This is a genomic window from Geobacter sp. SVR (assembly GCF_016865365.1).
GTDB lineage: Bacteria > Desulfobacterota > Desulfuromonadia > Geobacterales > Pseudopelobacteraceae > Pelotalea.
Window position 1 is genome coordinate 4,297,901 of sequence record NZ_AP024469.1, and the last position, 22,423, is coordinate 4,320,323.

General features: G+C 60.0%; 19 protein-coding genes. 4 read left to right on the top strand and 15 right to left on the bottom strand.

The features are described from left to right. Window positions 1-106: 106 nt before the first annotated feature. From GSVR_RS20120 to GSVR_RS20130, 3 genes are all read right to left on the bottom strand, one after another. On the bottom strand, window positions 107-1,042 hold the full coding sequence (locus tag GSVR_RS20120) for a DUF4382 domain-containing protein (protein WP_239077393.1): 936 nt from the start codon (window positions 1,040-1,042) through the stop codon (window positions 107-109). A 106-nt stretch (window positions 1,043-1,148) separates the two neighbouring features. Further along, window positions 1,149-2,423: a hypothetical protein gene (locus GSVR_RS20125; RefSeq protein ID WP_173195617.1), complete on the bottom strand. Its 1,275-nt coding sequence runs from the start codon at window positions 2,421-2,423 to the stop codon at window positions 1,149-1,151. 52 nt (window positions 2,424-2,475) lie between these two features. Next, complete coding sequence (locus tag GSVR_RS20130) at window positions 2,476-3,441, bottom strand: rhomboid family intramembrane serine protease (RefSeq protein WP_173195626.1); 966 nt, start codon at window positions 3,439-3,441, stop codon at window positions 2,476-2,478. A gap of 149 nt (window positions 3,442-3,590) precedes the next feature. Here GSVR_RS20130 and GSVR_RS20135 point away from each other — a divergent pair, with 149 nt between their 5' ends. The 4 genes from GSVR_RS20135 to GSVR_RS20150 all read left to right on the top strand — a co-directional run bounded on the left by GSVR_RS20135 (window position 3,591) and on the right by GSVR_RS20150 (window position 7,338). After that, complete coding sequence (locus tag GSVR_RS20135; protein ID WP_173195628.1) at window positions 3,591-4,034, top strand: Fur family transcriptional regulator; 444 nt, start codon at window positions 3,591-3,593, stop codon at window positions 4,032-4,034. A gap of 151 nt (window positions 4,035-4,185) precedes the next feature. After that, a complete protein-coding gene (locus tag GSVR_RS20140) occupies window positions 4,186-5,640 on the top strand; it encodes a catalase (protein ID WP_173195630.1) in 1,455 nt (484 codons plus the stop codon). 73 nt (window positions 5,641-5,713) lie between these two features. Beyond that, window positions 5,714-6,214 (top strand): rubrerythrin family protein, encoded by a 501-nt coding sequence (locus GSVR_RS20145; protein WP_173195632.1) that lies wholly within the window; start codon window positions 5,714-5,716, stop codon window positions 6,212-6,214. 242 nt (window positions 6,215-6,456) lie between these two features. Continuing rightward, window positions 6,457-7,338: a methyltransferase domain-containing protein gene (locus GSVR_RS20150; protein ID WP_239077394.1), complete on the top strand. Its 882-nt coding sequence runs from the start codon at window positions 6,457-6,459 to the stop codon at window positions 7,336-7,338. A gap of 359 nt (window positions 7,339-7,697) precedes the next feature. Here the strand turns inward: GSVR_RS20150 and nifK are convergent, their stop codons facing one another. From nifK to GSVR_RS20210, 12 genes are all read right to left on the bottom strand, one after another. Beyond that, the gene (nifK, locus tag GSVR_RS20155; RefSeq protein ID WP_173195634.1) at window positions 7,698-9,167 is read right to left on the bottom strand and encodes a nitrogenase molybdenum-iron protein subunit beta; all 1,470 of its coding nucleotides are present in this window, start codon (window positions 9,165-9,167) and stop codon (window positions 7,698-7,700) included. Between the two features lie 82 nt (window positions 9,168-9,249). Continuing rightward, window positions 9,250-10,701, bottom strand: a complete 1,452-nt coding sequence (nifD, locus tag GSVR_RS20160) for a nitrogenase molybdenum-iron protein alpha chain (RefSeq protein ID WP_173195636.1) — start codon at window positions 10,699-10,701, stop codon at window positions 9,250-9,252. A 92-nt stretch (window positions 10,702-10,793) separates the two neighbouring features. After that, window positions 10,794-11,660, bottom strand: coding sequence for a nitrogenase iron protein (nifH, locus tag GSVR_RS20165; RefSeq protein WP_173195638.1), 867 nt, complete (start codon window positions 11,658-11,660; stop codon window positions 10,794-10,796). A gap of 514 nt (window positions 11,661-12,174) precedes the next feature. Further along, complete coding sequence (locus tag GSVR_RS20170; RefSeq protein ID WP_173195640.1) at window positions 12,175-12,423, bottom strand: hypothetical protein; 249 nt, start codon at window positions 12,421-12,423, stop codon at window positions 12,175-12,177. Window positions 12,424-12,448: 25 nt separating this feature from the next. Continuing rightward, entirely contained in the window at window positions 12,449-12,916 is a 468-nt protein-coding gene (locus tag GSVR_RS20175; RefSeq protein WP_173195642.1) for a hypothetical protein, read from the bottom strand. Window positions 12,917-12,927: 11 nt separating this feature from the next. Next, on the bottom strand, window positions 12,928-14,733 hold the full coding sequence (locus GSVR_RS20180) for a hypothetical protein (RefSeq protein WP_173195644.1): 1,806 nt from the start codon (window positions 14,731-14,733) through the stop codon (window positions 12,928-12,930). 218 nt (window positions 14,734-14,951) lie between these two features. Then, on the bottom strand, window positions 14,952-15,686 hold the full coding sequence (locus GSVR_RS20185; RefSeq protein WP_173195646.1) for a hypothetical protein: 735 nt from the start codon (window positions 15,684-15,686) through the stop codon (window positions 14,952-14,954). Between the two features lie 8 nt (window positions 15,687-15,694). Continuing rightward, window positions 15,695-17,458: a fibronectin type III domain-containing protein gene (locus tag GSVR_RS20190; protein WP_173195648.1), complete on the bottom strand. Its 1,764-nt coding sequence runs from the start codon at window positions 17,456-17,458 to the stop codon at window positions 15,695-15,697. Between the two features lie 159 nt (window positions 17,459-17,617). Continuing rightward, entirely contained in the window at window positions 17,618-19,744 is a 2,127-nt protein-coding gene (locus GSVR_RS20195; RefSeq protein ID WP_173195650.1) for a TonB-dependent siderophore receptor, read from the bottom strand. Window positions 19,745-19,764: 20 nt separating this feature from the next. Continuing rightward, window positions 19,765-20,784, bottom strand: a complete 1,020-nt coding sequence (locus GSVR_RS20200; RefSeq protein ID WP_173195652.1) for an ABC transporter substrate-binding protein — start codon at window positions 20,782-20,784, stop codon at window positions 19,765-19,767. A 12-nt stretch (window positions 20,785-20,796) separates the two neighbouring features. After that, window positions 20,797-21,207, bottom strand: coding sequence for a hypothetical protein (locus GSVR_RS20205; protein WP_173195654.1), 411 nt, complete (start codon window positions 21,205-21,207; stop codon window positions 20,797-20,799). Window position 21,208: 1 nt separating this feature from the next. Next, entirely contained in the window at window positions 21,209-22,420 is a 1,212-nt protein-coding gene (locus tag GSVR_RS20210) for a hypothetical protein (RefSeq protein WP_173195656.1), read from the bottom strand. Window positions 22,421-22,423 lie beyond the last annotated feature (3 nt).

A 22,423-nucleotide genomic window follows, 5' to 3' on the forward strand; every position in this document is an offset into this window, starting at 1 on the left:
CGATAGAATGGGGTATGAGGTCGGATGGACCGGTGCCGGCAAGGGTGGCCGCCACATGTGGCCGGATTTGATCTGTTCGGGGAAACGGCTGAGAGTACGTCCGCGGTCAGTGGGAAGGTATCAGCAGCAGGTCCCCCACGGGCGTTTCCACACCCGACACCACCGTGAGGGGCGGCGTCGAATAGGGGGCGAAGCGGCTGGCCCGTACATGGACCCGATAGATGCCGCTGGAGGCGAACATGCTGAAGGGGCCGACCCAGCGGTTGCCGGAGAGGTTGCTGAAAATCGCGCCGGTGGCCGAGGCACTGGCGCTGTCCTGCGGAACCACCGATACGATTGCGCTGGACCAGTCGCGGAAGCTGGCCACCACCCGCCCCGACAGAGACCCGAACGAGGTGAGAGGGACCGCGGTCTGGACAATGCGGATACCGGCGGGATCGAGACTGAGAGCGCCGTTGCTGTGGGGCACAATGGCCGTGGTTGGATCGAAATCGATCAGAATGGAATTTCCGAGTCCTGCCTGCACGCGAAACTCCCCCGCTACCCTGAGCCCTGCCTGCTGCCCGCCCGGGAGATTGAGCGGGATCCTTACTGTGGGCGACGCTTTCGCAACGGCAAAATTTTGCAGGGGCAGCGTCTGCCCGCTGGGGTTCGGCTCCAGGATCAGGCGGATCTGGCTGTAGGTTCCGGCCGGGAGGATAACGGAATTGAGTATTTCCTGCTGCAGATGCAGGGCAACCAGATCGACCGCGTGGGGCGCTCCGTAGCTGACGAGCACCTGAAGGCGGGGGTCGTTGTCCGCGGCGTCCTCGGCTCCGGCCGGAACCAGGCGCACCTCCCTGATCGACACCACCACCTGCTGAAATTGGCTGCTCTGCTTGTCGGTCAGGCCGACCTGCAGCGATCCGGTGGTGGCCGGAACTCCGCTGCCGCCGCCGTCGCAGCCCGGCAACAGGAACAGCGCCACAGTCACTGCGACCGCCGCTGACCAGTGGCTTACCCGTTCGAAGATCCCGATTCCGGTTGACGCATGCCTTGACATGGATTCCCCCCGTCCGGTGTTCCTCCATCGCAACGATACAAGTATGCCGTGGCATCACACGCTGTCAACGGCATCGCTCCCGGGCGTCGGGCGGTATGAGCGGCCATCATCCGAAACGGTAGATCAGCCTGCCGTCCTGGTACAGATCTATCGGCCCATCCTGGGATACCTTGATTACCTTGCCGAAAAACGAGGCGGCACTGGCGGCGGTGGTACGCCCGCCGCCGGTGATGCCCTCGCGGGCATGGGAGGTATCGATGATGAAACCGGTTTCCAGCAGCTTGCCGCTGCGGCTGAAGATGGTCATGCCGTCGGCGGACAGGATCCGCAGCAGGGTGCCGGTGCGCTTCAGGTCCGCAACGCTCCTGCCCATGACCCGGCCGATCAGCAACCGGCTGATCTGGTCTTCCCCCCCCACCGAGCCCTTCTTCAGGGTCTGCAACTGCCGCGGCCGGCGATCGTAGATCAGGATGACCGTGCCGTGGCGAATCTTGGAAAGGGCATAGACCGTCCAGAGCAGCTCGTCGATCGACTCCTCATCCATGTTGCCGGCCAAAAACGAGCGGAAGATGTCCGGGTCGAAGATCGCCCAGTGCCCCTTGCGCCGCACCAGCAGCCGGGCCGGGCTGACCAGGATCTCGATTTCCGAGGCCTCGTTGACCGTCACGGCAAAGGCTCCGCGGCCGGCCCGGCGCACCAGTGAAAAGATCTCACGCTGGGTCAGGCGTTCGATGTCGCTGTGGAGCGCCTGCGGCGAAGTGCGGATGATGCCGCCGACCTGCATCTGGATGTTGGCCAGGAAGAACAGGTTGACGCCGTCGATAAAGCGGTAGGTCAGAGGATTGTCGAAAAAGGTGGGGGAGATATCCACATGGGGCTGCAGCGGGAGCAGCGTGTGCTTGCGTTCGTCGATCAGCGTGCGCAGAGCCGGAGCGGTGGTGCGGTGAACGATAAAGCCGGTGGTGGCCGGCTTGCCCTCATAACGCTGATAGGAGAGATTCTTGAGGAGCTGGATCAGTTGCTGGATCGGCCAGAAGCCCTTGCGGTGATCACCCCTGAGGGAGCGGGCCACGGTGATATCCATGATCGAAGCCAGCAGTGCGGTGCGAAAATGCGCGGCATAGCCCTCCTGACGAAACCCGCTGTACAGAGCGGAAAATGCGGTCAGCAGTTCGCGACAGAAGGCCTCCTCATTGCGGGTGAAGGGCAGGATATCCCGCCGGGCGGTGAACTGGTAGGAGCGTTCATCGATCGTCAGTACCTCGTGGAGGACATGCTCTCCCCCCTGTTCCGCCGCATCGCCGGCAACCAGGTCCACCTCGGCTCCCCCGAGGAACGAGCGGATATTCCCTCTGATTGCATCGAAAACGGTGATCGGCATGATATGTTTTTCCTCCTGACCACTGAATTTGTAGAAAAACCGGCCGGGATGGCTAACCCGGCGTTCCTGCCGTCGACAGGGCAAGCCACCAGGCCGTCAACATGATTGCGGTACTGGACAACCCCAGCAGAATATTCGAAATCCGGCCCGGCCGGCCGAATTTTTCAAGCAGCCATTCCGCCGGATACCCCCACGCGATTCCGGCCACAAAACCGAACAGATGCGCCCCCAGGTCGGTGTTCCTGCCCTCGGTCCCCAAAAGCGCCAGGAGCGCCAGGGCCGCGGCCACCGGCACCAGCCTGCGGCGCTGCACCAGTCTGCGGTAGCGCACCAGATTGAGCGCGGCCAGGATGCCGACCGCCGCAAACACTGCGGTGGAAGCCCCCACGGAATCGTGGCCCGGCGGCTGCAGCCAGGCGTTGGCCAGATTGCCGAAAGCCCCGGCAACGACCAGCAGGCTCCAGGACAGGCCCGAGCCGAGTTCGCGGCTGAGAAAGGTTATGAACATGCCGCCGATGGCCAGATTTCCGGCAAGGTGCAGCCAGTCGGCATGCAGGGTCAGTGCCGTAACTGCCCGCCACCACTCCCCCTGGCGGATCAGGGCTGCCCGGGCGCTTCCGAGGGCCATCCAGTCGGCCTGCAGGCCCGGCAGCGGCAGGTCCAGCCGGATCAGGTTATGGAAGATGGCCACCAGTAGCAGCACCGAGAACGTTGTCAGGGTATTCTCCATCAGCGGAGGGACCTGCGGAGTCTGGGGCGGCCAGTCGCGGTTCTCCTCCTCGAAGCGGCTGAGTTCCAGACAGCAAGCATCTAGCTGCTCCGATGGCACCATGATGCGCCAGCCCCCCTCGCCCGGCTCCAGGTGGCAGGGAAAACCGCGCGCTTCGAGCACCAGCTGCCACAGCCCGGCCTGCCCGTTCTTCAGAGGGGTCAGCGTCCCCCGTATGCGCCACGGCGGAATTTCGACCCAATGACAATGAAGATCCTGCCCTGCAATGTGGGAGTCGGACGGTTGCATCTACTTACTATAGCCATGCCGGAGACGCTTTGCCACCTCTGGGGTCGAAGAGAATGATTTTTTCGCTGCCGCTTCGATTGTATGTTGACTCTGATTGATACTCCTTTACAATACTACGTAGGAATTATTCCGAAAAACATGGAGAGCTCATGCCTCCAACAGCGGAAAGCATAGAAAAGCGTCTGGCCGCTTTCGAACAGGCCTGCAGAGCAGCAGGGCTACGGCTTACGCATCAACGGCTGGAGATATACCGGCAACTGGCCTTGTCGCGCAACCACCCTACGGCAGAAGCCCTCTACTTGGAATTGCGCAAGAAGATCCCCACCGTTTCACTGGATACCGTCTATCGTACCCTGACCACCTTTGCCAGCCATGGCCTGATCAACAAGGTCGAAACGATCGAGAGTCAGGCCCACTTCGAAGTAACGCACGAGCAGCATCATCATCTGATCTGCAGCAGATGCAAAGAGATTATTGATTTTGAATGGCGCACTGTCGACGATGCCGACCTGCCGGAAGCAGTCGCTTCCTGGGGACGCATCGATACCAGAAGCGTCGTAGTCTCCGGCATCTGCCGCAAGTGCCTGCCGTAGGCAATCCGATCCACCATCATAATTTTTATTTAATACATTGACAGGAATGATTCCTATCTAGTAAAAGTAAGCAGCATTGTCCATGTCACATTTCCACGTCATTACTGGCAGTCCACCACAGTGTCACACACACAAAAAGGAGGAAGGAACCATGGCAAAAGATAAACTCACCACCAATGCAGGCGCTCCAGTCGTTGACAACCAGAACATCATGACCGCCGGACCGCGGGGGCCGGTGCTCCTTCAGGACGTCTGGTTCCTGGAAAAACTGGCCCACTTCGACCGTGAAGTGATTCCCGAACGGCGCATGCACGCCAAGGGTTCCGGAGCCTACGGCACCTTCACCGTCACCCACGACATCACCCGCTACACCAAAGCCAAGATCTTTTCCCAGGTGGGCAAAAAGACCGAACTGTTCACCCGTTTTTCAACGGTGGCCGGTGAACGCGGGGCAGCCGATGCCGAGCGGGACATCCGCGGCTTTGCCACGAAGTTTTACACCGAAGAGGGCAACTGGGACCTGGTGGGCAACAACACCCCGGTTTTCTTTCTGCGCGATCCGCTCAAGTTTCCGGACCTCAACCACGCCGTCAAGCGCGACCCTCGCAGCAACCTGCGCAGTGCCCGCAACAACTGGGACTTCTGGACATCGCTGCCCGAAGCACTGCACCAGGTCACCATCGTGATGAGCGACCGCGGCACTCCCGCCACCTACCGCCACATGCACGGCTTCGGCAGCCATACCTTCAGTTTCATCAATGCCCAGAATGAACGGCACTGGGTAAAATTCCACCTGCGTACCCAGCAGGGCATCAAGAATCTGAGCGACGAAGAGGCTGCAGCCCTGGTGGGCGGGGACCGGGAAAGCCATCAGCGGGACCTGCTGGAAAGCATCGATCGCGGCGAATTCCCCCGCTGGACGATGTATATCCAGGTCATGCCCGAAAAAGAGGCAGCCACCTGCCCCTACAACCCCTTTGACCTCACCAAGGTCTGGTTCCACAAGGACTATCCGCTGATCGAGGTGGGGGTACTGGAATTGAACCGCAATCCGGAAAACTATTTTGCCGAAGTGGAACAGTCGGCCTTCAATCCGGCCAACGTGGTGCCGGGCATCGGCTTTTCTCCCGACAAGATGCTGCAGGGACGGCTGTTCTCCTATGGCGATGCACAGCGCTACCGCCTGGGGGTCAATCACCATCTGATTCCGGTCAATGCCGCCCGCTGTCCTTTCCACAGCTACCACCGCGACGGCGCCATGCGCGTAGACGGCAACCACGGTGCCACCCTCGGCTATGAGCCGAACAGCTACGGCGAATGGCAGCAGCAGCCGGACTTCGCCGAACCGCCCTTGAGCCTGGAGGGAGCTGCCGACCACTGGAACCATCGCGAGGATGACGACTACTACTCCCAGCCCGGTGCCCTGTTCCGCCTGCTCACCGCGGACAAGAAGGCGCTCTTGTTTGCCAATACCGCCCGGGCAATCGGCGGAGCACCCAAGGAAATACAGATCCGCCATATCTCAAACTGTATGAAGGCCGATCCCGCCTATGGCCGCGGTGTTGCCGAGGCCCTCAGGATACCGCTCGAAGAAGTGCCTGCGTAAACCGATGCGTGCCCTGTCCGCTGACGAAGGGGGCAGGGCATCAGCTGTACCATACCATTCCAGGAGGTAACACATGGCAACAAAAGAGAATCTGGCCGATGCATTTGCCGGAGAAAGTCAGGCCAACCGCAAGTACCTGGCCTTTGCCAAACAGGCCGAGGTAGAGGGCTACCCCCAGATCGCCCGGCTGTTCCGGGCGGCTGCCCACGCCGAGACCATCCACGCCCACGCCCATCTGAGGGCAATGGGCGGCATCAAGAAGACCGCCGAAAACCTGGTGGCCGCCATTGAGGGCGAAGGTTTCGAATTCCAGCAGATGTACCCCCCCTATCTCAAGCAGGCCCAGGAGGAAGGGGACAAACTGGCCGAGATATCCTTCAGTAATGCCCTGGCAGTGGAAGAGGTCCATCACGACCTCTACAGCAAGGCGCAGCACTCCCTTCAGGCCGGAGGCGATCTGCCGGCCCGCGCCATCTATGTCTGTGAGGTATGCGGCAATACCGTCTACGACCACGCCCCTGACCGGTGCGAAGTCTGCGGCGTACCCAAGGAGCGCTTCAGCGAAATAGCCTGACGCCCCTTGTTCCGACGCAAAAAAAGGCCGCCTCCTTTCGGAGTGCGGCCTTTTTGCGTATAATCACCTCCCGTGCAGGTACGGAAAAGACTGTCCGCAGGCCGATGAAGTTATATTCAGCTGGTGGCGTTAGCGACGAAAAGGTCGCATCAGCGATGACCCTGGCAGGGGGCGATCCTGCCTACAAAGAAGGCGCCTAGGCCCGGATCGGCGCCGGACATCGCCATTCGGAGAAATCAACCATGAAACTTGCATTGCAATCATTGCTCATCTGCCCATCATGCCTTCCCAAGGAACTCCCTCTGACAGCAACCATCGACTGGGAAATCGACGGCGACATCATTTCGGGTTTGCTGACCTGCAAGAAGTGTAACCGCCGATATCCGATCCGGGATGGCGTCGCCTATCTGCTTGCCGATCCGGATGGAATGCCTTCAGCGGGTCAAAGACGCTATGAAGAAGCAGACATGACTGCACGCTACCTGTGGAGCCATTACGGAGATCTGCTCGATATTCCCGATTTCGGTGATGCCAATGTCCATTGGGCGGAACTTCTCGGCACTATTAGCGGTCATGCCTTTGATGCCGGGTGCTCGGTCGGCAGGATCACGTTTGAAATGGCTTCGCGGTGTGAGCTTGCAGTGGGGTGCGATCTTTCGCACGGATTTATCAAAACGGCACGAAAACTGGCACAAGAGCAGAGCCTGACCTTTTCGCTGCCCCTCGAAGGCAATCTGAAGGAGAGCTTCAGGATTTCTCTGCCCGATTCCTGGTGCACCGACAAGGTCGAATTCATCGTGGCAGACGCACTGCGAATACCGTTTGCCGCCAACACCTTCAGCCACATATCCTCGATGAATCTGCTGGATCGCGTCAGTTACCCGCTTGCCCATCTGTACGAGATGAACCGGATAGTCCGGGACAAGGAAGCATCGTTCCTGTTTGCCGACCCGTTTTCCTGGTCGCCATCTTCGACTCCTGAAGAGGCATGGCTGGGAGGGGTATCAACCGGACCGTATCAGGGAAGGGGTGTCGATAATGTACGGGCGCTGCTGGAGGGCAAAGGAAATGTATTGACGCCCCGTGGCAGATTACCCGCGCAGGCTCAGTGGCGTGGCAGATGAGGACACATATCAACCATTACGAGATCATCAAAAGTCAATATTTCTTATCAGCGAGGCATTGACCGGATGACCATGTGGTTTCCGTATGGCTATGAGCAGCTGGCGGGCTTCAGGCGGCCGACATGCTGCTGCTCACCACTATGGTGATGAAAAAAGGGGCTCACGCGAGCCCCTTGTAAGTACTGCATACATTTTAATCAGAACATTGCAACCAGAACTGCCAACTCCTGAGATCGCACTGCCGGCACACCCGCACGTACATCGCCGGGCGCACCGCATGTGGAGGTGAAGGTCAATGACGGCATCCCGCGACTTATCTTTTCGGGATGCCGTCACTGATCCTCGACAGACTTTTCCCGTTAGCGCATCATCTCGAAGTGACGATCATCGCAGGTCTCGTCGGTGATATCGATGAACTTGTTGCAGATCTCGGTGACCATGTTGATCATCCCCTGGTAGCCGATGATCGGATAGCGGTGCTTGTTGACCCGGTCGAAGACCGGGAAGCCGAAGCGGAACAGCGGGATCTTGGCGTCCCGGGCGATGAACTTGCCGTGGGTGTCGCCGATGATGGCGTCCACCGGATCGGTCATCAGCAGGCTGCGCAGGTGCCACAGGTCCTTGCCCATATAGATCGTACCCTGTTTGCCGAACGGTGAAGAGTCCAGCAGGGCCCGCAGTTCCTTCTCCACCCGCTTGCTTCCTTTGCTGCAGAGGACGTGATAGGGGACCGCCCCCATCTCCAGCAGGAAGGAGACATAGCCGATCAACTGGTCCGGGTCGCCGTAGAGGGCAAACTTCTTGCCGTGGATATACTGGTGTGAATCGGTGATGGCGTCCACGGCACGGCCGCGATCGGCCTTGAGGGATTCGGGCACCGGCTTGCCGGTCAGTTCGGCGATCTTCATCAGGAAGGCGTCGGTTTTGGCGATACCCAGCGGCATCGGCAGGCTGGCGTGCTTGCCGGAGTAATTCTCCTTGACCCAGGCGTAGGTCTTGGTGGCCGAGAAGGGGCCAAGGTTGATGGTGATCTTGCCATTGATGGAGTCGCCGGCGTCGTCCAGCTTGGTGCCGCCGGGATAGGTGCGATAGGTGCCGTCCAGGGGGGAGTCGAACACCTCGGAGATATCCCCCAGGATGACGTAGGGCACGCCGAAGGCCTCGAAGATGCGCTTGTATTCCCGGAAGTTGCCGGTATTGGCGTCGAAACCGGGGATCAGATTGATCTTGCCGGTACAGCGTCCTTCTACCTTCTTCCCTTCGGTGAGGGACTGGAGGATGGAAAGGAGCATGGCATCGTAGCCGTGGATGTGCGACCCGTTGAAGCTGGGAGTGTTGGCATAGGGGGTCGGCATGTCCGCCGGTACGATCCCCTTGTTGCGGGCGTTCTTCAGGAAGGCGGTCAGGTCGTCGCCGATGATCTCCGGCATGCAGGAGGTGAAGATCGGGACCATTTTCGGCTTGTACAGTGCAATGGCGTTCTCCAGACCTTCGTGCAGGTTGTTCTGCCCCCCGAACACCGCGCCGTCCTCGGTCATGGCGTCGGATACGGCCGGCGCCGGTTCGCGGAAATGGCGGTTCAGGGTGGAACGGTAATAGGAGGCGCATCCTTGGGAGCCGTGAACGAACGGCAGCGACCCTTCGAAGGCATGGGCCACCAGCTCGGCCCCCAGGGGCTGACAGGCGTGGGGGGGCATGACCACCAGGGCCTCGCGCTTGAAGTTGAGTTCCTTGTATTCTTCGGTATTGATCCAGTTCGCGACCCGCTCGATCTCCTCCACGGGGGTGTCGGTAACCGGTTTGACTGCAATGCCAAGGTTGTTAGCCATGATATATCTCCTCTCCATGGGACTCATCCGTCCCAATGGCAGATTTTTTTATGAAGCCCTCTTTTTCAAAGGGGGGAGTGGATTAGAACGGCGACTTCACCAACTGCCATGTCGGTGAATTGATCGCCATGTCGATGTCCCGGGCAAAGATCGGGAAGCCCTTGTAGCCGTGGTACGGGCCGGAGTAGTCCCAGCTGTGCATCTGGCGGAACGGCAACCCCATCTTCTGGAACAGGTACTTCTCCTTGATGCCGGAGGCCACCAGATCGGGCTTGATGACATGGGCGAACTGCTCCAGCTCGAACTCGGAGGCGTCGTCGAACACCACGGTGGCGTCGGGCATCTCCGGCGCGGTGCGGTCATAGTCGTCGGTATGGGCGAATTCGTAGCCGGAACCGACGCAGACCATCCCCAGGTCCTCGTAGGCGCCGATGGTGTGGCGCGGACGGAGACCGCCGACGTAGATCATGACCTTCTTCCCATCCAGACGCGGCTTGACGTCGTCGATGATGGCCTGGCAGACCGGGTCGTACTTGGCAATGACCGCTTCGACCTTCTCCTTGATGCTGTCGTCGAACAGTTCGGCCAGCTTGCGCAGCGATTCCTTGATCTTGGTGGGGCCGAAGAAGTTCAGTTCGATCCAGGGAATGCCGTATTTCTCCTCCATGACCTTGCACATGTAGTTCATGGAGCGGTAGCAATGGATCACGTTCAGCTTCACCTGGTGGGTGGCGGCGATCCTGTCCATCTCGCCGTCGCCGGTCCAGACCGCCTTGACATTGAAGCCGCACTCCTCCAGCAGCGGCTTGGTGGACCAGGCATCGCCGCCGATGTTGTATTCGCCGATCAGGGCGATGTCATAGGGGCCAATGGGCTCGCTGAACTCGCGGGTTTCGATGATGTAGTCCCGGATGGTGTCGTTCGAGATATGGTGCCCCAGAGACTGGGAAACCCCGCGGAATCCCTCGCAGTTGCAGGGGATGATCGGAATGTCCAGCTCCTTGGCCGAAGTCTTGGCCACGGCGTTGATGTCGTCGCCGATCAGCCCCACCGGACATTCCGAGAGGACCGAGATCCCCTTGGCCAGGGGGAAGAGTTCCTTGGCCTCGACCAGGAGCTGCTTCAGCTTCTTGTCCCCGCCGTAGACGATGTCCTTTTCCTGGAAATCCGAGGTGAACTGCATGCCGAACTGATCGACCCCCAATTGGCCGGTCATCAGATTGCGACGGGTGCCCCAGGAGTACCAGCCGCAGCCGACCGGGCCGTGGGACACGTGCACCATATCGCGGATCGGGCCCCAGACGACCCCCTTGGCACCGGCATAGGCACAGCCGCGGGCGCTCATGACGCCGGGCACGGTCTTCTTGTTGGACTTGACGCAGGCACTGCCGGAGGCCTGGTCGTTGGGCGCCAGATGAGGGGCGCGTTTCTTGCGCCCCTTCTCGGGATAGGCTTCCAGGGCATGGTCGATCATCTCCTGGGTTGATTCTTTGGTGATGCCTTCTACCGTCTTTATCTCTATGGTGTGTGACATGGGTCAGCTCCTTATAATCATTAGATTAAGGTTAAGATTGAGGTTAAGATTCAGGACATGTGAGCGTTCTTAACCTTGACCTCAAGCTGTTCTTAAGCCGTAGCTTCCGCCACGCCAACGATGGTCTCATCCTCGACTTCCATGATGCCGAATTCCATCAACAGCTCTTCCAGCTCTTCCATCTCCAGCGGAGTCGGGATAACCAACATCTTGTTCTCGAAGATCTTTTTGGCCAGGGTGCGGTACTCCTCGGCCTGCTTGTGTTCGGGAGAGTATTCGATGACCGTCATGCGGCGCAGCTCGGCGCGCTGAACCTGGTTGTCGCGCGGAACAAAGTGGATCATCTGAGTGCCGAGACGTTTTGCCAGGGCTTCGATCAGGTCTGCCTCGCGGTCGGTGTTGCGGGAGTTACAGATCAGCCCCCCCAGGCGGACCTTGCCGGAGGAAGCGTATTTGAGGATACCCTTGGCGATGTTGTTGGCCGCATACATGGCCATCATCTCGCCGGAGCAGACGATGTAGATCTCCTCGGCCTTGTTCTCGCGGATCGGCATGGCGAACCCGCCGCACACAACATCGCCGAGAACGTCGTAGAAGACGAAATCCAGGTCAGGGGTATAAGCGCCGTTCTCCTCCAGAAAGTTGATGGCGGTGATGACACCGCGGCCGGCGCAACCGACCCCCGGCTCCGGACCACCGGACTCGACGCATTTGACGTCACCGTAGCCGACCTTCAGTACGTCCTCCAGTTCCAGATCCTCGACCGTGCCGAGTTCGCGCACCAGATCCATAACGGTGGCCTGGGCCTTGGCATGCAGGATCAGACGAGTGGAGTCGGCCTTGGGGTCGCAGCCGACGATCATGACCTTCTTGCCGAGCGAGGCGAGGCCCGCCACGGTGTTCTGGGTCGTTGTCGATTTGCCGATGCCGCCTTTGCCGTAGATCGCGATCTGTCTCATTGTGAAGCTCCTTTCGCTCACCAATCCGTGAGCCTTGGGTAAATGTGGGGGCAGAAAAAAAGGCGCCCCATTGCTGTGAATGGCGGCGCCTTTGCCGGAACTCGTTGTTTGAGTACTTCATTGTTACCTGCAGTTCTGCATCGCCCATGCCAAAAACATAATATGCTGACAAATAGCGCACTTAACAACAAGACCGACAAGAAGAGCTACCGGGACACCGGAAGGATGCCGTAAAAATAGGCAGCAATGCCCGGCTGCATCCCGCACCAACTCCGCGATAATGAGTATTTCCGCAGCAATCCGGTCCGAGGCGGTCTCAGGCAGCTCTGCGCCAAGCAGAGCTGCCATTTCGGCTGAAGTGGCCAGCCCTGGCACGCTGGCTGAAAACTGCCTTCAGAATGGCTTTTTTTATTCGGTTGTGAGGTGGGTATGATACTGATCGAAATAGTGGCAGATATCCCAGACGGTATCGCCGATGGCTGCATATGCCACCCGTAGCTAAAGGAAGCGCTTCTCAGGGAGCGGCCGAGTGATCCGGCCCGTCCGAAAGACGGCCCCTGGTGCATGAAAAGCCGTCCGCGAGCCACCGGCGGTAACGGCAGGTGAAACAGCTCCGCTCGCTGTCGCAGCAGTCCTCGTCGTCATCGTCGATAGAGTAGTCGGGACACTTTCCGGCGAGCAGCGCTGCGGCAAGGAGATCGCCGGCATTCGCGACGTCGCCGCGAAAAGAGATGCCGTCGCCGTTGTTCACCACATGCAGCATGGACGTGTCCTCGAAAACAAGAGCACTACTGAAGCGTGACGCTCAGGATGACCACGCTGAGACCGGGAACCGCTGCACCATGGATATCGACCACGCTCGCGCCGTCGGCAATGCCGAAGGTGCCGGCCGGCACGGAGGTCCCGGAGACGACATGGTAATTCAGCGTGGCGAACTCACCGGCCTGGATGCCGGTAGCGTTGATCAGGCCCAGGGACACGTCGGCTGCATCATCGACATTCGGCACCAGGGTGGAGCCGGCCCCGGCACCTGTTACCGCGACCTCGTCGGTGGCGAGTGAAAGTCCACTCGACGGGTTCGCAAGCACATGGGCGAATACCCCGCCGATTCTAGTGTCAGCCGGGAGGGTCCCGCTGGTTGCCACCTTGACCACTGCCGTGGTGACTCCCCCTGCACCGCTCCCTCCCCCCCCGCAGCCGGAGATGATTGCAGCCCACAGGCACAGCACCAGTGCTGAAACGTTGAGTGTTTTCATATGGCTTCTCCTTACCATTTCTGCAGCCCCACCACCTTCTTCAGGATCGCCAATGCGTCGCTGATGTCGATAACACCGTCCGGAGCCGGCACACCGTTCACCAGAGGAGCCACGTCGGCATTCAGCAAATGGACGGAAGTGACCTCCTCCAGACCGACGGCAATCCGCAGGGCCAGGAGGGGATCGCCGATGTCCAGCGTGCCGTCGCCGTTACAGTCACCGCTCGGGTAGGGGGTCGTGCTCCTGATAATGTTGCGCTGCACCGTGGCCTTGTTGCCCCTCTGGTCCGTGGCGGTGACGCTGACGGCATAGGTCTTGTTCGCGGGCAGGGCGATATCCTGGCTGAAACTGCCGTCAGCGGCGAGTGTCGGCGAATACGTCCGGCCCTCGATCGCAACTACTACGGTTGCGCTGGTAGTGGCGTTGGTGACGGTTCCCCTGATGACGATATTGTCCGCGGTTGTCCTGATGTCCTGGGCCGGCTCCGTCACCGACAGGGTCGGCACAACGGTATCGGCGAAGATGCTCCGCTTGACGCTGGTGCTGTTGCCGGCCTGATCAACGGCGGAGATCTCGATGGTATTCAGGCCGGGGGCCAGATTGACCGTCACTTCGAAGTCCGTGCCGCTGATGTGGGCGTTGGCGGTCGGCCCGTTGTTGACCGAAGCGGTGACGAGCACGGCCAGGGTGTCGGCCACGCTGCCGGTGATTTTTACGGAATTCGTATTGACGATGCTGTTGTCGGCCGGAAGGGCGATGGTCAGCGCCGGCGCCGTCTGGTCCAGGGTGATGGTCCGCGTGTCGCTGGTCTGGCTGCCGTCCATGCCGGTTGCCACGGTCTGTATGGTGTTTGCGCCGGCAGCGAGCGTCAGCGCATGGCTGAAGGTCCCGTCGGAATTGACAGCCACGCCGGCGCCGTTGATCGTGAGGCTGGCGACCCCGGAGCCGTCCGTAACCGTGCCCGTTACATTGAGGGTCGGGTTGTTGGTGATGGCCCCGTTGGAGAGGGTGGAAAGGGTCAGAACCGGTCCGGCCGGAGGTGCGAGCGCCTCGGCGGTGATCATGAGATAGGGAGGCGTGCCTTTGGTGTTGGTGTTGAACAGGTAGCCGACATCATTGTCCGCGGCACGGCCGAGCAGCGTCACCTTGCCGGCTTTTATGGCGTTCACGAGCTCCGGCGTCACGTTCAGGTGATAGGTGACGTACTGATTCTGAAGATCGGCGGTTGCTGGCCAGTAAAAGGTCCCCACCGGGGTGTAACTGGTGGAACCGAGAAAGGTCTGCAACCCGTTCCAGGTCAGGGAGGGGATGGCCGGGTTGGCGGCAAGCACGTTGAACGTGAAATATCCGGGGGCAACCGTGTTGAAGTCCGGGTTGTTGGGCTGCACCCCCGTGGTGGCGTAATTGGAACTCAGGCTGATGCCGACCGAGGTGATGGCCCAATTATCGGTGCCGTACTGCGCGTCGAAGGCCGCCACGACATTGATGCCGTTGACGAGGCCGTTCTGGCCGTTCGTGGAATCCGCTGCCGTAGCGAAGCTGAAAACGGTCTCCATGGTGCGGGCGCTCTTGCCCACACCCGGGTCATCCCGAAAGACCGAAATCATCATGCCCCCCTTGGGATAGAAAGCGGTATCGGCATAGGGAGTGCCCAACTGATTCGAGTTGGCCTGGGTGCCGGACACGACATAGGTATCAAAGTCCGTTGCCAGGGGACCAAGAGTAGTGGCTGCAGAGGCCGGACCGATCACCCCCGGCAGCAGGAGCAGGGCGAGTACAACGGTCCCCATGGTTCTAAAAAACGAAACTGGTTTCATGGTACCCTTTCTTAACGGAACGAACGGTCTCCACAAGGGAATCGGCCATTACATGCCGCCCCGGCAGATACAAGCTGCGCTTTGAAGTCCCTCTTTGGAAAAAGGGCCCAAAGGGCCTAAAGGGGGATTTGTCGTTGGGGCGGCACCGGAAATCCCCCCCTGCCCCCCTTTTTCAAAGGGGGGAGAGAGCGTGTGCGGCGTGGTATGAACCGCATGATTCAATAGTCCTTGAAGATCTTCCGGTCGCACGCCTTCCAGGCCGCACCAGGTCCGGTGGCGGGAACCACCAGCAGGACGGCCCTGCCACCTGTCAGCACCGGCTTCACCCACTCTCCCACGCAGACTGTCTCGTCATCGGCCAATACCGCTCCCTCAATAGTCTGGACACCATCGATTCCGGTGGCGCATATCTCCCTGACCGTTGCCGTGCCGTTGTCGGAGGGGATACGGAACTTCCCCTTGAACCTGCCGTCGTTGCCGGAAAGGCGGAGACCGGCGCCGGCCAGAGCGCCGATCACCCCCTGACCGGTGCCGCCATGCTCGGACAGGTGCACGCCCAGGGCGGCCGCGGTCCCATAGGCCTCGTCCTTGGAGATGACCGTGGTCTTTGCCTTGTAGCCGTACGTAATGAGCAGGTCGGGCCGGGCCAGCCGTTCCGGGAGCAGGATGCACAGTCCCGGGTCGGAACCGGCCGCACTTTCCGTGGCCAACATCAAACAGCAGTAGCCCGTAACCGTAGCCAGCATCTCCTCAACGATCTCGGCCGGGAAACACATGGCACTGTTGTGGGAGGTATAGGGGATGTCCGGGTGGAGGAGCAGTTGGTGCCTGGTTACCGCTCCGCAGTTCCCCCAGCCGCGCGCAGCGATTCCGGCAGCGATCAGTTCGGCGATTTCTCCGGTTCCCCGGCTGTCGATGTTGTCGGTGTCGTCGATGGAGATGAGAATGTGCATGGCGTGCCTCACTTCAACCCGATGATCATGCTGTGCCCGAAGGAGTCGGTCCTGGTCATCACCACCAGGTCCCGGTTGTAGGACAGGGTGGCATGCTCGTTGTAGTATGACGTGCTCATGGGGGTCAGGGACGAGGTCAGGTTCCACCAGGTATAGACGGAGAAGTACGGCTGACCATTGGCGTCGAAGTAACGGGAATGGGCGTCCACCGGGCCGGTATCGGGAGAGACGAAGTTGGCGAAGGTGGTCCAGGTATGGGCGTCGCTGCCCACGTCCGGGTAGTAGGCCAGGGTGAAGGCATCCGCGCTGGCGGCTGCCCCGGTGCTGTCGCGGTATTCGGGGAACGTGGTCGCCCCGGAGTTCGTGATGCTCATCTTTCCGTAGGCCCACGCGGCCCGGGAAACGCCGCCGGTGTCCTTCGCGGCCCCGAGCTTGTGAAACAGGTAGGTTCCGGCCAAGTCGTCCAGGGTATAGATGGGCATGGCCTGGTCGGTGGGTTTGAAATTGAACTGCAGAACCCTGAGGTAGTACTGATCCGGGGTAATTGTACCGCTTTTCACCTCTTTCTTCGTTGCAACCCCTACAATGACCGTTTTGTCGTCGGTCATTCTGCCGGTGAAGATCACATTCCGTTTCGCGTCTTTTCTGGCGGCAGGCTCGGCGTAACTGTCGTATTCCTTCACCAGTCCGTCCGGCTGCACCCCGAAACAGGTCACTTTCCACATCAGATCCCACATAGGGGTCATCTTGTAGGTCGGTGTACTGTAGTCCCAGTAGATGATGTCCTTGATACTGCCGATGCCGTCGGGAAAGAGATTGCCCGGCCCGGTGAGCGATGCATCGGGAGTCCAGAACTGGGCCTGTTGTCCTACCCGGGCGTTGCTGTATTCCCATTCCAGGCTGGCACCGCTGTTCAGGGCGTGCCAGGCATACCGGGTCGGCCCGTTGCCGGCCAGTTCGGGATAGTGGGGATTCTGGTTGCCGGTGCCGCTCACGTCCCAGACGTCGTAGTCGTCGGTATCCCTTTTTTTCTGGAAGATGGTGATGGCCCGGGAGCCGTCCACGGCATAGGTCCAACTGGCGAGCAGCATGTTCTTCCTCGACCCCATGATGCCATGGAAGTCTACCCAGGCACCGGCACCGGACATGGTCAGGCTTTTATCCTGCCGCATGGCCATGGTCACGTTGTCTGGTGGCGTCATGGCGGTTGCGGTGTCGTCCGCGGAGTTGTAATGATCGCTGTCCAGGAATTCGCCGAAGGTAACCGCACCGTCGACGTCGATGGCCACAGTGCCCCGCTCCCATTTGGCGGTCGGGCCGGAGACCAGGGTGTGGAAATACCAGGTGCCGGTCAGGTCTGCCTGGGATCTCGGTCTCGGTGTAGCAACCACCTGGATCGATGCTTCGCTCTCTCCGTTGCGGTTCAGCGCGGTGACCATGAAATAGTAGGGGACACCGTTGGTCAGCCCGTTAATGACATACGAGCTCCGGTCGACATTGATTTTGGTCGAATTGGTTTTGGTTATTGCGCTGGTATTGGTCGCCGCCACGTAATAGACGTTGTAGTTGGTAGCAACATAGCTGCCATCGGGAGTTTTCCAGGACAAGGTGACCAGCCCGTCCCCCTGCGTTGCCGTCAGCGAGGCGACTTTTCCCGGTATGCCCGGGTCATAGCGCCAGGCATCTCCGCCGGCCGCCGAGCAGCCGCACAGGAAGGAACCGACGATAATCAGCACGAAGGAGAGCAGGTATGTATGGACGCGTGGCAACAACGACAGTTCCTCCTATGATGTAAAGGTTATTGCCCCCCGGGTTGCTCAAAAATAGTCAGATCGGCGCACCCGCAGAGAGCCCTGCGGAGGCGTAGCAGCGCTACACCGCACAAGGGGCGAACGAGGACGGCGTCGAGATGGCTGTTTTTCAGCAACCCGTCACAACCCGAAGCGGTACTCGAACCCACCGTAGACGAACCTGCCCGGCCTCGGAATGCCGTAGGTATCTTCGTAATCCTTGTCCAGGATGTTATCGGCGCCGATGTACACGGTAGCCCTGTCCTTGAACAGCTTCTGGCTCAATTTGACGTTCGCCACGGCATAATCACCCATATACGTCTTCCAGAAAACCTGCTCAGGTAACTGGGTGTTGCCCGACGGTTTCGTATAGACGGCCGAGTGGGCGACATACACGACCGATACGAAGGGGGTCAGACCGAAATCGAAGTCGTATTTGCCGGTCAACACCAGCTTGTGCAGCGGGACATACTGCACGTCATCCCGGGATGAGAGAGAAGAATCCTTTGACACGTTCAGCGTATAGTTCAGCTTCATCTGCACATTCTTCAGGAAAGCGGTTTCCAATGAGGTCTCGAAGCCGTAAAAGCTGTACAGGGAAAAGTTCACGTTATATGGCACGAACCCTTCGGCTTGAGTCAGCCCGGATTGTTTCAACCCGATGAAATTGTGGAGATCGCTGTAAAAGCCGTTGATCTTGAAGAAACTCTTCCCGGGAAGCTTCTGCTCGACGCCGAGCTGATAGTGATAGACAATCTCGGGGTCCAGGGTCGGGTTGTTGGTGGGGCGCATGTACAATTCGCTCATGGTTGGAAAACGGACGTTCCTCATGAAAGCAGCCTTGAGCCTGGTGTCACGATACAGATCATAGTACAGGCTGCCGGAAAGACTGAATTCTTCGAGTGTCTTGTCTTCCCGTATCTGCCAGTGATGGCCGTATCCGACCGCGAAACCGATGTTCTTTCCCAGAGGCACCTCGTATTCGAGGGTTACCGAGCAGAGGAAAACGTCGTGTTCGTCCGCAACCGGGAACAGCTTGTACGGGGGGCTTCCGGCGCCCGAGCCCGGAGTATTCTGATAGACATAACCGCCCGGTTTTTTTTCGCCGGAGGCGGTCCAGGTATCCCACCCTCCCAAAAGCCCCACAGTGACAGTCCCCGCCGCGCCGAAATCGTATTTGGGCTGCAGGGATACCCCCCTCTTCTCGCCGGTGTTTCTCAGGCGGTAGGAACCGGCAACATCCTCATGATCGAAGGAATTGTAGTTTTCATCGTCATAGCGGTTGTTGTCCTGGGCGATCCGGTTGTAATAGATGCGCGACGGGATATCCAGAACGGCGCTGGGGGCATAATCCGCGGCAAGTTGCAACAGAAATCCCTGGTAATTGTCGACCCGTGCGTATTGTGGCGTGGGGGCGTAGGGATCGAAGGTGTTATTGATTGCGCTGGCCGGTTTTCCGTATCCCCCTTCGACAAAGTTGCCGGTCAGGGCAAAATGCAGATCGCTGTGCGGGGTGTACCCGAGGTTCAGGAAGACGTTGTTTCTGGTGTTGTCGCTGTTCTTGCGGTATCCGGAGTTTTCCAGGGATTCTACCGTATGGGTTTTACTGTTGTACTCCGTGCGGGTAGTCACTGGTCTGGCCAAGGGAAAGTTGTCCCGGTGATAGGCGCTGCCGCTCAGAAAAAAGTCGAATTTCCCGTCTCTGCCGGAAAGGCTGGTCCTGGCCAGGTAGGGGGCACCGTCACCGGACTCGAAGCCGACGGTCCCGTTCAACCCCGGCTTGCCCTTTTTCGTGATGATGTTGATGACACCGCCGAGCCCGCCCGTACCGTAGAGAACCGAACTCGCCCCAGTGGTCACCTTGATTTTTTCTATGCTGTCCACCGGAATGCTCGATGGATCGAACTGTTGGTCAAAGGCCGAGTTAATCGGCACGCCATCCAGCAGCACCAGTATATCCCGCGCCTTGAAGCCCCTGATTTCGACACGGGGTACGCCGTCGGCGCCCAGCTTGACATTGACGTCCGACAACAGCACCAGGGCCTCGTCCACGGTTCGGGCGCTGGAATTCCTGATCTGTTCGGCGCTGATCACATGCACGGTTTCGCCGGCCTCGATGGGAGTCATGGACGGGGCCGTCACGCTGACCTCCCCCAGGCTGAAGATATCCTCGCTCTGATCTTCGTGGGTTCCCATGGCAAAGAGCGGCGATGCCATGAGCGATAGAACCAGCAATAGCTGCGCGGAAAAAAGTATCGTGTATTTCATTGCGACTCCGCTCGATTAGCTCACTTGTTCAGGATCGCGCGGAGTTCGGCATCGCTCGGGTTGACGTCAAAGAACAGGCGATAAAACGCCCTGGTTTCGGCCGCGATGGCAGTGGCGGATTGGGGATAGAGGACCCCGGCCAGCCATTTGGCCCCCAGCAGCCGCAGGAATGAGGGGGGGCGGTCCATCCAGTCGAAAGGGGTGTCCGGTATCAGGTAGACCCGGTGGTTGCGTACCGCCCGGACCCCGGCCCAGCGGGGGTCCTTGTAGATATTGGCGAAAAACGAGTCGTCCTGGGCGATGATTACTTCCGGGTCGTAGGCAATGACCTGCTCCAGGGAGACCTTGTCTTTCCCTTGCCGGTTATCGGACTCCTTGCGGTGCACGTTCCTGCCCCCTGCCAGAACTACCGCTTCCCCATGGACCGAATTGGATGAAACCGTGGTCAGCCCGTCGATCTCTTCCGCGAAATACACGGAAACCCGCTTGTTCTCGGGAATCCTGGCGGCAGCGGTTTCCAGTTTCTTCAGCTCGCTCCTGAAATATGCAGCAAGCTTTTTCCCCCGCTCCTCCTTGCCCAGCAACGTGCCCAGAAATTCGTAGGCAGCAGGATAATCGGACATCTTGTCCAGCTTCACGTAAGCGCTGGGAATCCCGGCCGAGGCGAGTATCTGCTCGACGCGCGGATTTAAGGCCCCTGAACGCGGCGGCCAAGCTATGGCGACATCCGGCCTGACCATCATGAGGGTTTCCGGGCTGAAGTTCCTGCCCGGCCCCCCAAAGCCGCCGACTACCGGAAGCTTCATGGTTCCGGGTCGCAGGAACTTCTGCAATTTTCCGTCAGGTGGGGTATTCAGTCCCGCCAGCAGCGAAGGGTCAATGGTGTACACCATCCAGGTAACCGGCGGGGATGCGCCCACCACCTTGGCAACGCGGCCGGGGAGCGAAACGCTGCGCCCGTACATGTCGGTGACCTGCGCCGCCTCGGCGTTGGTCAGGAACAACAGCGCCGATAATAAAATAACTACAAACCGCTGCATGATTTCCTCCTCTTAATCGACTCTACGCCCATGCAGGATGGACCAATGGCGGAGTGAACCGGGCATGTTGCTGCCGATCCCCCCCAGTGCCAGTATGACGGTGAGCAGCGGCGCCGCCAGTTCCTGCCTGGCATGGAGCACGCCGATCAGGGCGACATGGACCGCCGCCATCAGGCCGCGTCCCTGGTAGGGCCAGTGCCGGGACTGGTACACTCCGAGGAGGATCAGGGCAATGCCGGAGGCGATGGCCCAATTGTGCCAGGTCATGAAATTCGGCACCGGAACCGCCAGAACCGCTCCGCCGAACAGTATGGCCGTGATCCCGATATGGCAGGTCCGTACCAGGGCGCCCGCTGCCTTGGCATACCCGGAACGCCGCTTGGTTTCGTCCCGTTTTTCAGTGTCCCCCTCCTTGTGTCCCATCTTATTGCGTCACCACCGCACTGATCGTTACCCCCGGAACAACGGTACCGGATTCGTCAACAGCCTTGAGATTCGAGAAGGCATCAGGCGTGAACGAGACGCTGCTGATGGTCACGCCCGGCGCAACGTTGCAGATGATGGTGGCGAACTCCCCGGCGGGAAAGCCCGCCACGCTGACCAGGGCCAGGGCGAGCCGGGCAGTGGCGGTGTCGGTCGGGGCGTCATACCGGGCCGCCAGGGTGGAGCCGGCAGGGACCACGCCCGTGGCGCTGACCAGGCCCGCCAAGGGTGTCAGACCGGAGGAGCCGTCGGAGCTTGCGGCCCTGACCGTGACACCGGCCGGAAGAGCCAGGGTCACCTGGATGCCGTTCAATGCGGTTGCGCTCCCCTGGGTACTCAGCCTGACGGTTGCCGTGGTGGCCCCCACACCGGCGAGACCCGTGGATGACGCATCGGTGACGCCGGTCTTGTTCTTCTCCGTGTCGGACACGAAGGTCTGCAATGCCGCTTGAAAGCCGGCAGCAGTCGAGCCTTCCAGCCAGGCGCCGCTGCCGGAACCGGTAATGGCACCTGACACCTGGCTTACCACCGTTGCCAGGTCCTGGCCGTTGTCCTTCATCATCTGGGATACGGCAGCCAGGGCCAGGGAGTACTCCTTCTGTGCAGTGGAGGCCGTGGCCGAGGCGGTGCTGGTCACATCCACCGGCCTGGTGGCCACGATGTCCGCAACATGGAAGACAGTGGCCACCAGCGCATTGGAGGCCCCGATCGAGGCGACGGTGATTTTGCTGGTTGCCGTATCCGTGGCCTTCCTGACGGCGATCTCCGTCAGGGGGGTGATGGCGACCTGCACGTTGCCCGAGGCGTTTTGTACCGCGGCTCGCAAGGGAGCGTTCTCCGACACCTGCATGGCCGTACCGGTCGCCTCGTCGGTGTAACTGCCGCTCGCCTCGGTGAGGACCGGACCGGCATAGCCTCCGATGGCGGCGGTATAGCTGCCGTCCGCATTGATGCTCACGGTATTCAGCAGGGTCCCTTTGCTACCGTCGCTGTTCAGGGCATATACCTTGACCGTGCCGCCGGTAAAGATCCCCTTGGAGGCCACGCCGCTCACGGTCGTTGTGCCGCCGCTGCCATTGCTGCCGCCGCCGCAGCCGGAGAGGGCCAACAGGCCCAGCGACAAAATGAAGGTCAAGAGATATCCGGTTTTCATCGT

What these genes read in the sequence shown, in the direction of transcription:
- GSVR_RS20200 (WP_173195652.1), bottom strand. Translation starts at nt 20,784, where the DNA reads ATGCAGCGGTTTGTAGTTATTTTATTATCGGCGCTGTTGTTCCTGACC.
- GSVR_RS20180 (WP_173195644.1), bottom strand. Translation starts at nt 14,733, where the DNA reads ATGAAACCAGTTTCGTTTTTTAGAACCATGGGGACCGTTGTACTCGCC.
- GSVR_RS20150 (WP_239077394.1), top strand. Translation starts at nt 6,457, where the DNA reads ATGAAACTTGCATTGCAATCATTGCTCATCTGCCCATCATGCCTTCCC.
- GSVR_RS20140 (WP_173195630.1), top strand. Translation starts at nt 4,186, where the DNA reads ATGGCAAAAGATAAACTCACCACCAATGCAGGCGCTCCAGTCGTTGAC.
- nifK (WP_173195634.1), bottom strand. Translation starts at nt 9,167, where the DNA reads ATGGCTAACAACCTTGGCATTGCAGTCAAACCGGTTACCGACACCCCC.
- GSVR_RS20195 (WP_173195650.1), bottom strand. Translation starts at nt 19,744, where the DNA reads ATGAAATACACGATACTTTTTTCCGCGCAGCTATTGCTGGTTCTATCG.
- GSVR_RS20175 (WP_173195642.1), bottom strand. Translation starts at nt 12,916, where the DNA reads ATGAAAACACTCAACGTTTCAGCACTGGTGCTGTGCCTGTGGGCTGCA.
- GSVR_RS20130 (WP_173195626.1), bottom strand. Translation starts at nt 3,441, where the DNA reads ATGCAACCGTCCGACTCCCACATTGCAGGGCAGGATCTTCATTGTCAT.
- GSVR_RS20185 (WP_173195646.1), bottom strand. Translation starts at nt 15,686, where the DNA reads ATGCACATTCTCATCTCCATCGACGACACCGACAACATCGACAGCCGG.
- nifH (WP_173195638.1), bottom strand. Translation starts at nt 11,660, where the DNA reads ATGAGACAGATCGCGATCTACGGCAAAGGCGGCATCGGCAAATCGACA.
- GSVR_RS20125 (WP_173195617.1), bottom strand. Translation starts at nt 2,423, where the DNA reads ATGCCGATCACCGTTTTCGATGCAATCAGAGGGAATATCCGCTCGTTC.
- GSVR_RS20205 (WP_173195654.1), bottom strand. Translation starts at nt 21,207, where the DNA reads ATGGGACACAAGGAGGGGGACACTGAAAAACGGGACGAAACCAAGCGG.
- GSVR_RS20135 (WP_173195628.1), top strand. Translation starts at nt 3,591, where the DNA reads ATGCCTCCAACAGCGGAAAGCATAGAAAAGCGTCTGGCCGCTTTCGAA.
- GSVR_RS20170 (WP_173195640.1), bottom strand. Translation starts at nt 12,423, where the DNA reads ATGCTGCATGTGGTGAACAACGGCGACGGCATCTCTTTTCGCGGCGAC.
- GSVR_RS20145 (WP_173195632.1), top strand. Translation starts at nt 5,714, where the DNA reads ATGGCAACAAAAGAGAATCTGGCCGATGCATTTGCCGGAGAAAGTCAG.
- GSVR_RS20210 (WP_173195656.1), bottom strand. Translation starts at nt 22,420, where the DNA reads ATGAAAACCGGATATCTCTTGACCTTCATTTTGTCGCTGGGCCTGTTG.
- nifD (WP_173195636.1), bottom strand. Translation starts at nt 10,701, where the DNA reads ATGTCACACACCATAGAGATAAAGACGGTAGAAGGCATCACCAAAGAA.
- GSVR_RS20120 (WP_239077393.1), bottom strand. Translation starts at nt 1,042, where the DNA reads ATGTCAAGGCATGCGTCAACCGGAATCGGGATCTTCGAACGGGTAAGC.